The following is an 11,611-nucleotide window of genomic DNA, read 5'->3' as shown; positions in this document are numbered from 1 at the left end:
TGCCACCCTTAGCGTTGTATCATAAGTAATGGTTTGATTTGTTCTACCACATCTTGTTCTGTGTTGATGGGCAGTAGCTTGGCAGTTATTTTCTTTGCTAATTCTTGCCAACGTTGTTGTCGTTGTTTAGCCTGCTGTGCATAGGCAGCTCGGAGTTTATTATTATTTGTATCCAATACTAATTCGCGATTATTTTGAGCAAATCGTAATAGTCCTGCCCTAGGTAATTCATGATCTAAAGGGTCATAAACGGGTAGTAATACAATATCCAAATGAATAGAGAGATGTTGTAATATGCGTAGGCAATCGTCATTCAGGCTGCGTTCGTCTACAATTAGAAATAATAAGCTGCCAGGTCTAAGTGCTTCTTTTGATTGTTTTAATGCTTGTAATAAAGTATTAGCTTGGTTGTCATTATTAGGCTCACTAGTAGTAAGTTGACCATTCATTTTTTGTAAATAGCCAATAAATTGTAATAAGCTGTGCTTGCTGAGGCGAGGTTTTATTAGGCGTTGCTCTGACTCATTAAAAACAAGACCACCAATACGATCATTGTTGTCTAAAGCAGCCCAACCCAGTAAGCTGGCTAATCGTGCTGTAATAACAGATTTTAAGCTATTGCCTGTACCTAAAAATAAATGTTTGGTTTGCTCAACTAATAGAAAAACTGGACGCTCTTTTTCTTCATGAAAGATTTTGGTATGAGCTTGTTGACTGCGTGCTGTAACACGCCAATCAATACTACGAATATCATCACCTGGCAAATAAACACGAACTTGGTCAAAATCAATACCACGACCTCTTAATTTGGAGTGGTGTGATCCTACTAATGGACTACGTCTATTATTAGCTGAAAATAGACTTAACCCTTTTAAATGGTAACGCATGTTTAGTAGTTCTTCTAAACTAGCGTGAATACCTTCTTCTGAGTTAGGTGTATTAATTAGTGAGTCAAGTATAGCCATAAATTATGCAACAGCAACATCTTCAAGGACACGTTGAATAACTTGGTCGGGTGTAATACCTTCCGCTTCCGCTTCAAATGAAAGAATTAAACGATGGCGCAGAATATCAAAAAGTACTGCCTGAATATCTTCTGGGCTAACAAAGTCACGTTCATTTAACCACGCATGGGCACGGGCACAACGATCTAAGGCAATAGTTGCCCTTGGGCTGGCGCCATAACTAATCCAATCTGCTAATTGTGCATCATAGTTTTCAGGTTGGCGTGTGGCCATAATAAGTTGCACTAAATATTCTTCTACAGCATCTGCCATATAGAGTTGCATAATTTCATCACGAGCACTAAAAATGGCTTGTTGGCTTACTTTATGTTCTGCTTTGGCTTCACCATGTAATGCTTCATTACGGGTGAGATGTAGAATTTGTCGTTCAACACTGGACTCAGGATAACCAATTATTACATGCATTAAGAAACGATCCAACTGTGCTTCTGGTAGTGGATAGGTTCCTTCTTGTTCAATAGGGTTCTGGGTTGCCATTACTAAAAATAATGGTGATAGAGGATAAGTATTGTTACCTACAGAAACTTGTCTTTCTGCCATTGCTTCCAGTAAGGCAGATTGTACCTTTGCTGGCGCACGGTTAATTTCATCAGCAAGAATAAGGTTGTGAAAAATAGGGCCTCTTTGAAACTCAAAACTAGCTGTCTCAGCTCGATAGATTTCACTACCAGTAATATCTGCAGGTAGTAAATCTGGAGTAAATTGAATGCGTTGGAAACTAGCTTCCATACCTTCAGAAAGTTCTTTAATCGCTTTAGTTTTTGCTAAACCAGGTGCACCTTCAACTAAAATATGACCATCGGCTAATAAGGCAATCAATAAACGGTCAATAAGTTTTTCTTGTCCTAGGATTTGGCTTGATAAAAACTGACGAAGTGCCAGTATTTCAGCGCGATGTTGCATGAATAGATTCCTTAATTAATGCTTGAACATAATGAGTAATTGATAATTTTATCAATAATAACTGATTAAGTGACCATACTTCCTTTGTTGGGTTGCAACAAATTATTAATGAGATGGTTACAGAGGGGTAACCATCTATTGCTAACCTAATGATTACTCTTTAATAATGCAGGTTTTTCTTCAGGTGCATTACAGAGTAGATAGAGTGTAGTTAGTAGTTCGGGAATACGTTCCAACATATCTGCTACTAAATCAACATCTTTCATTACTTCAGCAAACTCAGGTTGTTCTTCAAATAATTTAGAACCTACCATAATAGGTAGTAATAGTTCACTGACTTCTTCTTCATGATTGGCAAACCAGACCTCTTCGCGGAGGAATACGCCTTCCATAAAGCCCATACACCAGCCATGAATTTCAGAATCTTCTAAATCTTCACCTGGATCTAGGTCACAAGGCAAAACAAGATCTTCTTCAGAGGAAAGAACACGTAGAATTTGAGTTTTTAGACTAACTAATGTCTGTTCAATTTCTTGGCGTTGTTCAGCTGATTCAAATTGAGGATTTTCACCAAATAATATATCTAACCACTCTTGCTCTGCAATTACCTCTGGACAAATACATAGAGCAGTAATATATCCATGAGCTTGGATATAAGTCATCATTTCTTCATGAATATCCTGATCTAGAAAAGCTTGTAATGAATTTTGAGGATTCATTGTAAATGACATATGGGCTTACCTTATTAGTGGACTTATATAGACATAGTAGAGCAAATTCATATTAATTTCATGTGTTTTATTCAAATAAACGTTATTTATAGCCTATTTTGTGAGGTATTTGTATAATCCCGTTGTTATAGTGGAGCAATTATGTATAAGCGGGCATTATCCATACTTAAAAATACCTTTGGTTATGACTCATTTCGGGGTGAGCAAGCGGCTATTATTAAACATATAGCTGAAGGTAAGGACGCACTTGTATTAATGCCTACGGGTGGTGGTAAATCTATTTGTTTTCAAATACCGGCGCTTCTTCGTGAAGGCGTGGCGGTCGTTGTATCACCATTAATTGCCTTAATGCAGGATCAAGTGGATACACTTAATGAGTTAGGTGTTAAGGCAGCAGCATTAAATTCTTCCTTATCAGCAGAAGAGCAACGCAGTATTGCTAGGCAATTATTAGCAGGGGAAATTAAATTTCTATATGTAGCTCCAGAGCGTTTAGTTCAAGAGAGAATGCTTAACTTCTTGGAGCAATTGCCCTTAGCATTATTTGCTATTGATGAAGCGCATTGTGTCTCACAGTGGGGACACGATTTTAGACCAGAATATTTACAGTTAGGGCAGCTAGCTAAATTATTTCCCAATGTACCTAGAGTAGCCCTTACAGCAACAGCTGATACACGGACTCAACAAGAAATTGTCGAGCGTCTATATTTAAAAAACGCCAAAATATTTATAGCCAGTTTTAACCGACCCAATATCTTTTATCGTATTCAACCTAAAGAGCAACCTCGTAAGCAGTTGCTTAACTTTTTAGCAGATAAACGGGATGAAGCAGGCATTGTTTATTGTATGTCCCGTAAGCGCGTAGAAGATACCGCAGAGTTTTTACAAAGCCAAGGATATCATGCCTTACCTTATCACGCTGGTCTCTCATCGGAAGTAAGGAGTACTAATCAAAGCCGCTTTATCAAAGAAGAAGGCATTATTATGGTGGCAACCATTGCCTTTGGTATGGGAATTGATAAACCTAATGTGCGTTTTGTGGCGCATTTAGATTTGCCCAAAAGTTTAGAGGCTTATTACCAAGAAACTGGGCGAGCAGGGCGTGATGGGTTACCTGCTGAAGCGTGGATGGTTTATGGCTTACAAGATGTATTATTTAATCAACAGTTACTTGCCCAGTCAGATGCCAGTGAACAACATAAGCGTGTTGAATTACATAAACTACAAACAATGTTGGCTTTATGTGAAGAAATACGTTGCCGTCGGCAATCATTATTGGCCTATTTTGACGAGCAATTACCTGAACCTTGCGGTTATTGCGATAATTGTCGTGACAATGTTGAAACATGGGATGCTACAGAAGCAGCTAGAAAAGCGTTGTCTACTGTATACCGCACGGGACAACGTTATGGCGTTGGTCATTTAGTGGATGTATTGCTAGGGCATAATACAGAAAAGGTTGCAGCACTAGGACATCAACATTTATCTGTATTTGGTATAGGGAAGCAGTATTCAGAAAAGACTTGGCGCACACTATTTCGACAATTAATTGTACGCGGCTTGGTAGAAATTGATTTAGACAGTTTTTCAGGGTTACGTTTAACAGAGCAATGTCGTACGGTATTGCGTGGAGAAGAAAAACTACAACTGAGAGTTGATCAAACCCAAACTAGATCAGATAAACCTAGAACAGTTATTCATCATATTCAAGAGGGTGAAAAAGAGTTATGGGAAGCATTACGTACTTTACGTAGAAAATTGGCAGAGGAACATAATGTGCCACCTTATGTTATTTTTCATGATGCTACGTTACTTGAAATGTTACGTCTCAAACCACGCACCTTGGGGGATATGGCAATGATTAATGGTATTGGTACTCATAAACTTGAAAATTATGGTACAGTATTTTTAGAGGTAATCAATGGACAAATGGTTACTGACTCTAGGGCACAAGATATTCAGTATGAAATTATTGCATTAGCAAGAGCTGGCATGACAGTACAACAAATTGCTCAACAATTAAATTGTTCTAGTAAAGCAATTTATCGTACGCTTGCTGAAGCTATTAGCCAACAACAACTTTCTTTGGAGCAGGCAATTGATTTACCAGAAGATCTATTAGAGAAAATCCAAACTAGCTTTTTGGAGGAGGAGGGTAAATTAGCTTCTGTTCCTAAAGTATATAAGCAGTTAGGTGGACAAGTGGATGAAGGTGTATTGTATTGTGTGCATTCTGCTTTGGCAGATATATTTCAATAGGTAATACTGTAGTGGAAAATATTGTTAATATGCGTGAGTTGGGAGGTATTGTTACCCAACAAGGTATGCAAATAAAAACTAATAAGTTATTTAGATCGGGTAACCCTAGCTTAGCTAGTGAGAAGGATCGTGAATATTTACAACAGTTAACTCTCGATGAAGTTATAGATTTTCGTAGTGATAACGAAAAACGTAATTCAGAGCAAGTGTTTGCTGAATATTTTAATTGGGTAGCACAACCAATTTTTACAGGTGACTTAAGTGGCTTTTTTGGTAGTGGTCTTACTAAAAAGAAAGCTGTACGGGCAATGCATGATGTTTATCGACGTTTTCCTATAGAGTTTCAGCATCAGTTTCGTTATTTATTAAAACAGGCTGAGCAGGGTAAAACGATGCTTTATCACTGTACAGCTGGAAAAGATCGTACTGGATTTGCATCATTACTTTTATTGTCAGCATTAAGTGTTGATTTTGAGACAATTTTAGAAGATTACTTATATTCTAATAAAGCAGTGGCAGGATTAAAAAGGCAAATTGCTGATTTTATGGATAATGAAATTGATAATGAAGCATTAAATGCTATATTAGGTGTTTCGCCAGAGTATTTAGATCATTCATTACAAATGATTAATAAGGATTATGGTGGCGTTGATAGATACTTAACCCATACGCTAGATATAGACATAAAAGCTATTCGTGATCACTACTTAGAGGGTTAATGATTTTATGGATACAGAGCTGGTACTGCAACTTCTACTATATCCAGCGATAGCTTTATTGGTTTTAGTGGTTGTGACGATATTGGTTGTTATATTTAAAAGAGCACAAGCATGGCCTTATCAAGCAGTACCAGTGATGTCACCGATTGAGAAAAAGTTTTATTGGCATCTCAAAAATACTTTCCCTAATTGTCATATTCTTGCCCAAGTGCATCTGAGTCAGGTTATTAGACCACCTAGAGGAAAAAATGAGCTAAAGTGGTTAAATAAAATATGGCATATGAGTTTGGATTATGTGATTTTAGATGATAGTTTAGAAATGGTAGCTGTTATTGAGTTAGATGATCGTAGCCATTTGCTAAAAAGAAGGCGAGAAGCGGATCAGCGTAAAAATAAAGCCCTTAAAGCTGCAGGTATAAGGTTAATACGTATTCAAACCAGTCATTTGCCTAATAGTGTACAGTTATTTAGTTTATTAGAAGGTAAAGAATAACATTGAGTTTGTGGACATAAACATAACGTAATAATTGAGTAATTATTCTCATAATAAGTAATCAATTATAATTACACATTTAAAAATATTCTTATAAGTGAAGTTATAAAGTATTTCAATAAGAAAGTTGATGAAAATATTAGTTATTTAGAGTTATAAAGGAAATTAAGCTTTGCAGTCTAACATGCAGCAATCACCATCTTTTATCGATGTATTAACACGTAATCTATTTTTATTAACGATTATGTGTATTTGTATTGGGTTAGGCGTAGTTGTTCATTTATTAAATATAGAGTCACTTGATACCTATTTTATACAAATTAAATCGGACCGTTTGGATTTTATCTTCTTTATTGGTGTTGCTGCTTGTTATATTTCTTTGTTATTTATTTTAATTGAAAAGTATTGGATTAATTTGCTTATCCAATTATTAACTACGCTTTTATTATTTATCTTATTAATTTTTGTTTTTAATCCTAGTTTAAAGATAAAAATTTATTTGTTTGATTATCATGGGGAATTTGCGACTCGTTCATGGGATAAAGTGAAGGAGCTACCTGTTGATAAAATGGTAAGCTTTAATTGGATACAAATGCCAAATAAAGAAGATCAATTATTTCCTCATGGAGTCGTTTGCCCTGCGAGTTATAGTCGTTATTTTTTGAGTTTTGTATTTACTTCTTATGAGATTTTACCTAAAGAAATTTATAGGGATCAACAAGGTGAAGTAGGTATTGCCTGTAATGATACAACAAGTTATTTAATGCAAACATGGCCTAGTAGGGAACAGGCTTTGTTAACAGAAGATTACCAGTATTTTTTAAAGTTAGATGATAATTTGATGGATGATTCGTCATATAGCCAACCCTTAGCTATTTCTATTGATAAATTACCCAGTTTACAAGGAATGATACAGAAATATTATAAAGGGGAAGAAACTCTATCAGAGAAAACAATGATGGAACCATCTTTTCTTAGAAAGATATTAAAAGCAAAAAATAAAGGGATAAATAATAAAAGAAAGGTAAAAAATAAAGGGTAAAAAAATGTCGTTACCCTTGAAAATACTCCTAATAATAATCTCTCATGCTAAAAACAGTCTCAGACTGTTTGTCTACAATCCATGTAAACCGACCTTGACATCCATACCACGCCTTAACTCCTGTTTCCGTGCAGGCCTCGCTTTGCTATCCCAAGCAGATAATCCCTGTTTAGAAGTACTCTTTTAAGAGTAACGACAATTCTGTATATCTCATCTCTGAGATATGATATAACCTTTACTTGGATTCATATTAGCAACCATTTAAATGTTGGTAAAGTGCTTTTTAATATAATTTCAAGAAAACCAGTGTTTGTTTGTAACAAAATATTTCTTATTTATTGTTAAGAAACATAAGGGCATGTTTCTTAAGATAATATGATATTATAAAAAGTTGCATATTATACTAAAAGGTGAATAAATGATAGAGGTAAATGAGTATTTCAATGGTACGGTTAAATCAATGGGATTTAATGCAGAAGGTTTTCCTGTCAGTGTTGGTGTAATGGAAAAAGGTGACTATGAATTTGCTACAGGTAAAGCAGAAGTAATGCGAGTTATTTGTGGTTTATTAACTATTAAATTAGCAGGTCAGCAAGAATGGCAGTCATATGCTGCAGGTACTTTTTTTCATGTGCCGGCTAATAGTAAGTTTCAAGTGAAAGCTAAGCTAACTACAGCTTATCTTTGTGAATATCATGAATAATCAATTATATCGCTATAGATTAACTTCCTTGCTATTTAGTATTTGTCGTATTAGAAAAAATCGAATGAATTGCAGTAAAATGGAATGCAAGGTGTTTAGTTAGAATTGATTCAATAATTTTTCTATTGAGTATTCATTAATATGGTAATAGGAGGTGGATGGTATTTACTATCCACCTTTACTATTTAACTATTGGTTTGTTACTGTTTTATTAGCACGAATTAAGCGTATATTCGCTAAATCACTTCCTGTTGGATCTTGGAATACTCTCAGACCAAACTCAGGTAGAATAGCAAGTAAGTGATCAAAGATATCAGATTGAATACTTTCATAAGCGTTCCAGCTAATATCATTGGTAAAGCAGTAAAGTTCTAAGGGTATGCCTTCAGCGGTTAATGCCAGTTGTCGTACTAGTAAAGTCATATTTTTATGTATTTTAGGATGACTTCTTAGGTATTTCTCTACATAGGCTCTAAAGGTTCCAAGATTGGTGATGCGACGACAATTTACTTCATGGTCATCGCCATGTTCTTTATTCCAGTTTTTTATTTCTTGATCTTTATCTGCTAAATATTCTTTTAATAAATTAAATTTTCTTAAATGACCTTCTTCTTCTTTAGTTAAGAAATGTATGCTATTTTGATCAATAAATAGGCTTCTTTTGATGCGACGTCCACCTGCTTCTGTCATTCCTTGCCAGTTTTTGAATGATTCTGATAAAAACTTTTTAGTAGGAATGCTGGTGATCGTTTTGTCCCAGTTTTGTACCTTAACAGTATGTAGGGCAATATCGATCACATCGCCATCTGCATTTACTTGTGGCATTTCAATCCAATCACCTACACGGATCATGCCGTTTGAAGAGATTTGTACACTAGCTACTAATGAAAGTAGGGTATCTTGGAAAACTAACATTAATACTGCAGCCATTGCACCTAAACCTGATAATAAAATTACAGGTGATTTATCAATTAGAGCAGCAATTATTAATATAGTGGCTATCGCATAGATAAAGATTTTAACAATCTGAACATAGCCTTTAATAGGCTTATTAACAGCATCTGGGCGTTTTTGCCAGAGTACATTGATAATATCTAATACATTACCTAAGGCAAGTACTAGGGTTAAGATAATAAAGGCTGCACAGACGTTATCTACTATTTGTACAAAAACTTCAGGAAGTCCTGGAACTAAATTGATTCCTAATGCTAAAACCATAGCGGGGACTACATTTGATAGACGTGAAACTACATTGTATCTGTTTAAAACATCATCATGTTTTAAAACTGTAGCTTGTAATAGCTTGGTTATACCACGTACTAAAATTCGTTTAACAATAAAGTTTGCAACCCAAGCGATAATAATAAGTATACTAAGGCAAATAATAGTAAAAAATAGAGGATATTCTCGTAACCAACTGATCGTGTCATTGTAATACTGCATGTCTTCCTTCTCTTTATTTATTAGTAATTTATTAATTAAAGTTTTATAGCCTAACATATCACTATTCTGAGACAAGCCCAAAAATGTAATTAGATTTTTAGTGAAGTTAAAGTTGCTTTTTTTAGGGAACTTTTATTGACTTTGTTGTTTGGATAAGGTAAAAGATAACTATTATGTTTTTTTATGAGATTTCTTTCGCCTTTTCATTATTCTCCATGAAGTACCATTGGACTGGGGATATCTGAGTTCGTCTTTCTTTTTAGGGTACCTTGTTACCTTTCTTTGTTAATAACTTTTATTGGTTAAAACACATCTCGATAGTAGTTTTTCTATATCGATTTTATGTGCCTGTTATTTAGGTATATAAGGATAATAATGCGTTCTTGGATTTATTTATTGGTAGCTATTGGTTGCGAGATTATTGGACTAGTAGCTATGAAACTGGCCAGTACAAACTACCCCATGTTAGGTCATTTAGTGATGTATATAATGATTGGTGGTTCTTTTTATTTACTATCATTGGCTGTAAGAAAAATACCCTTAGGTGTAGCGTATGCATTGTGGGAAGGGATTGGAATTGTTCTAATTACAATCATCAGTGTGGCATTATTTAATGAATATTTAAATGCTTATAAAATATTAGGGCTAGGCTTGTTAGTATCAGGCATTCTACTCATCAAACTGGGTGTTCATAGTCCAAAAGAAGTAAAGCAATATGATAGCTCGGAGGCTATATGAGTGATTTAGCATGGTGGCATGTAGCATTTTTAATTTTAGCTATTGTGCTAGAAGTGATTGCTAATGTATTAATTAAATACTCTGATGGCTTTACTAAAAAAATATGGGGAGTGATCGGGATTTTATGTATTCTGGCCGCCTTTTCCTCTCTTGCACAAGCTGTTAAGGGTATTGACTTATCCGTGGCTTATGCAATTTGGGGGAGTTTTGGTATTTTAGCGACTGTGACATTAGGTTGGATACTTTTTAAACAACGGCTTAAATTACATGGTTGGCTAGGTATAGTGCTACTAGTAGCTGGCATGTCATTACTAAAATTAGCATAATTAAATAGTTTTATATTGACTTAGTAAGGTTGATTGTTGTGACACAATGTCCTATGCTGATTTTAACCTCTTTATAGGATAAAAATATTTCTTGTAGGGAGTATTTAGTTGCTATGTATTTAGCAACAACAATTAATACAGGAGTCAAACAATGCCAAAAATGAAAGCTGCTGTTTTTGTAGAAAAAAATCGTATCGTTTTAGAAGACAAACCCATTCCAGAGGTAGGTCCTTTAGATGCATTAGTACGAATAACAACAACAACTATTTGTGGTACTGATGTTCATATTCTTAAAGGTGAATACCCTGTTGCAAGAGGTCTGACAATTGGTCATGAGCCTGTTGGTATTATTGAAAAGTTAGGTAGTCAAGTTACAGGTTTTAAAGAAGGACAACGTGTTATTGCTGGTGCTATTACGCCAAGTGGTCACAGTAATGCTTGTATGTGTGGTTGTAGTTCACAGGATGGTCCTGATACTAAACATGGTTTCAAACATATAGGTGGCTGGAAGTTTGGTAATACCATAGATGGTTCACAGGCAGAATATATTTTAGTGAATGATGCCCAAGCTAACCTCTGTGTAATTCCAGATGGCTTATCAGATACAGAAGTATTGATGTGTCCTGATATTATGTCCACTGGTTTCTCAGGTGCTGAGCGTGGTGCTGTTAAAATTGGTGATACGGTTGTAGTGTTTGCATTAGGCCCTATTGGATTATGTGCTGTGGCGGGTGCTAAATTATTAGGTGCTACTACTATTATTGGTGTGGATACTGTAGCCGCGCGTATGGATGTGGCTAAAAAGCTTGGTGCAAGTCATGTAGTTGACTTTAAGAAAGGTGATTCAGTACAACAAATCATGGCGTTAACAGATGGCCGCGGTGTGGATGTGGCCATTGAGGCATTAGGTACTCAAGGTACTTTTGAATCATGTCTTAGATCACTACGTCCAGGTGGTAGATTATCAAGTTTAGGTGTTTATTCTAACGATCTTAAAATACCTTTAGATGCCTATGCTGCAGGGTTAGGTGATATCGATATTGTAAGTGGTCTCTGCCCAGGGGGTAAGGAGCGTATGCGACGTTTGATGGAGGTAGTTGCATCGGGTCGTGTCGATCTTAAACCGTTAGTAACGCATCACTATAAATTAGATCAAATAGAAGAAGCTTATGATCTATTTGCTAACCAACGTGATGGTGTAATGAAGATTGCAATTACACCATGACCTA

At 35.5% G+C, this 11,611-nt stretch carries 12 protein-coding genes; 8 read left to right on the top strand and 4 right to left on the bottom strand.

Features of this window, described 5'->3' with window-relative positions; genetic code table 11:
* Nucleotides 1–8: 8 nt before the first annotated feature.
* From ACQVD9_RS13050 to ACQVD9_RS13040, 3 genes are all read right to left on the bottom strand, one after another.
* Nucleotides 9–965, bottom strand: a complete 957-nt coding sequence (locus ACQVD9_RS13050) for a DUF58 domain-containing protein (protein WP_264746383.1) — start codon at nucleotides 963–965, stop codon at nucleotides 9–11.
* 3 nt (nucleotides 966–968) lie between these two features.
* The gene (locus ACQVD9_RS13045; RefSeq protein WP_264746382.1) at nucleotides 969–1,928 is read right to left on the bottom strand and encodes an AAA family ATPase; all 960 of its coding nucleotides are present in this window, start codon (nucleotides 1,926–1,928) and stop codon (nucleotides 969–971) included.
* A 146-nt stretch (nucleotides 1,929–2,074) separates the two neighbouring features.
* Nucleotides 2,075–2,647, bottom strand: coding sequence for a UPF0149 family protein (locus tag ACQVD9_RS13040; RefSeq protein ID WP_413774199.1), 573 nt, complete (start codon nucleotides 2,645–2,647; stop codon nucleotides 2,075–2,077).
* Nucleotides 2,648–2,800: 153 nt separating this feature from the next.
* On the opposite strand from ACQVD9_RS13040, the gene recQ reads away from it, so the two are divergent.
* The 5 genes from recQ to ppnP all read left to right on the top strand — a co-directional run bounded on the left by recQ (nucleotide 2,801) and on the right by ppnP (nucleotide 7,875).
* On the top strand, nucleotides 2,801–4,918 hold the full coding sequence (gene recQ, locus ACQVD9_RS13035) for a DNA helicase RecQ (protein ID WP_264746380.1): 2,118 nt from the start codon (nucleotides 2,801–2,803) through the stop codon (nucleotides 4,916–4,918).
* Nucleotides 4,919–4,929: 11 nt separating this feature from the next.
* Nucleotides 4,930–5,637, top strand: coding sequence for a tyrosine-protein phosphatase (locus ACQVD9_RS13030; RefSeq protein ID WP_264746379.1), 708 nt, complete (start codon nucleotides 4,930–4,932; stop codon nucleotides 5,635–5,637).
* Nucleotides 5,638–5,644: 7 nt separating this feature from the next.
* A complete protein-coding gene (locus ACQVD9_RS13025) occupies nucleotides 5,645–6,130 on the top strand; it encodes a DUF2726 domain-containing protein (protein ID WP_264746378.1) in 486 nt (161 codons plus the stop codon).
* 184 nt (nucleotides 6,131–6,314) lie between these two features.
* Nucleotides 6,315–7,172, top strand: a complete 858-nt coding sequence (locus tag ACQVD9_RS13020; RefSeq protein ID WP_264746377.1) for a hypothetical protein — start codon at nucleotides 6,315–6,317, stop codon at nucleotides 7,170–7,172.
* 418 nt (nucleotides 7,173–7,590) lie between these two features.
* Nucleotides 7,591–7,875 (top strand): pyrimidine/purine nucleoside phosphorylase, encoded by a 285-nt coding sequence (ppnP, locus tag ACQVD9_RS13015; RefSeq protein ID WP_264746376.1) that lies wholly within the window; start codon nucleotides 7,591–7,593, stop codon nucleotides 7,873–7,875.
* A 189-nt stretch (nucleotides 7,876–8,064) separates the two neighbouring features.
* Here ppnP and ACQVD9_RS13010 read toward each other — a convergent pair whose 3' ends face one another.
* Nucleotides 8,065–9,318 carry a mechanosensitive ion channel family protein gene (locus ACQVD9_RS13010; protein ID WP_264746375.1) on the bottom strand — a complete coding sequence of 418 codons (1,254 nt, stop codon included), beginning with the start codon at nucleotides 9,316–9,318 and terminating at the stop codon, nucleotides 8,065–8,067.
* Nucleotides 9,319–9,693: 375 nt separating this feature from the next.
* Here ACQVD9_RS13010 and ACQVD9_RS13005 point away from each other — a divergent pair, with 375 nt between their 5' ends.
* The 3 genes from ACQVD9_RS13005 to ACQVD9_RS12995 all read left to right on the top strand — a co-directional run bounded on the left by ACQVD9_RS13005 (nucleotide 9,694) and on the right by ACQVD9_RS12995 (nucleotide 11,607).
* On the top strand, nucleotides 9,694–10,056 hold the full coding sequence (locus tag ACQVD9_RS13005) for an SMR family transporter (RefSeq protein ID WP_264746374.1): 363 nt from the start codon (nucleotides 9,694–9,696) through the stop codon (nucleotides 10,054–10,056).
* On the top strand, nucleotides 10,053–10,382 hold the full coding sequence (gene mdtI, locus ACQVD9_RS13000) for a multidrug/spermidine efflux SMR transporter subunit MdtI (protein WP_264746373.1): 330 nt from the start codon (nucleotides 10,053–10,055) through the stop codon (nucleotides 10,380–10,382). Before ACQVD9_RS13005 ends, mdtI begins: the two co-directional genes overlap by 4 nt.
* Nucleotides 10,383–10,533: 151 nt before the next feature.
* Nucleotides 10,534–11,607 carry an NAD(P)-dependent alcohol dehydrogenase gene (locus ACQVD9_RS12995; RefSeq protein WP_264746372.1) on the top strand — a complete coding sequence of 358 codons (1,074 nt, stop codon included), beginning with the start codon at nucleotides 10,534–10,536 and terminating at the stop codon, nucleotides 11,605–11,607.
* Nucleotides 11,608–11,611: the final 4 nt, after the last annotated feature.

Source organism: Entomomonas sp. E7T21, from assembly GCF_058693955.1.
Note: the sequence above shows the minus strand (reverse complement) of the source record. Positions and strands in the feature narration are given on the sequence as shown.